We start from the raw sequence: 296 nt of genomic DNA on the forward strand, positions 1-296 counted from the left end.
CAGCAACGCAGGGAAGGGAAAATTTCCATCCTTTTTCTGAGGCGAGAAACCTTGAAAAAACGAAGATTTTTCAGTGTCTTAATACAGACACGAGGTACAGGTCATAAAGTACAGAAAAGTGAGACACGAGGTACATTTTCTTACCGCCCTGGACCGGAAAATATCGGCCTTGCGGATACGACCGGGTTCGAGGCGGCAGGAGTGGGGTGAGTTTCCCGGCGGGGCAAAAGCAGGTTGTCGAAAAGACCCAGTTCCAGTGCAGAGACGATCTCTGGGTCTCGACTTAAAAGAGCTTT

At 49.3% G+C, this 296-nt stretch carries 1 protein-coding gene; it reads left to right on the forward strand.

What is annotated here, in order from left to right; translation table 11 throughout:
* Nucleotides 1-210, forward strand: a 210-nt coding sequence (locus B7444_RS16950) for a hypothetical protein (protein WP_206778510.1), incomplete at its 5' end; no start/stop codon positions are given.
* Nucleotides 211-296: the final 86 nt, after the last annotated feature.

The organism is Gluconobacter thailandicus F149-1 = NBRC 100600, from assembly GCF_000964465.1.
GTDB lineage: Bacteria > Pseudomonadota > Alphaproteobacteria > Acetobacterales > Acetobacteraceae > Gluconobacter > Gluconobacter thailandicus.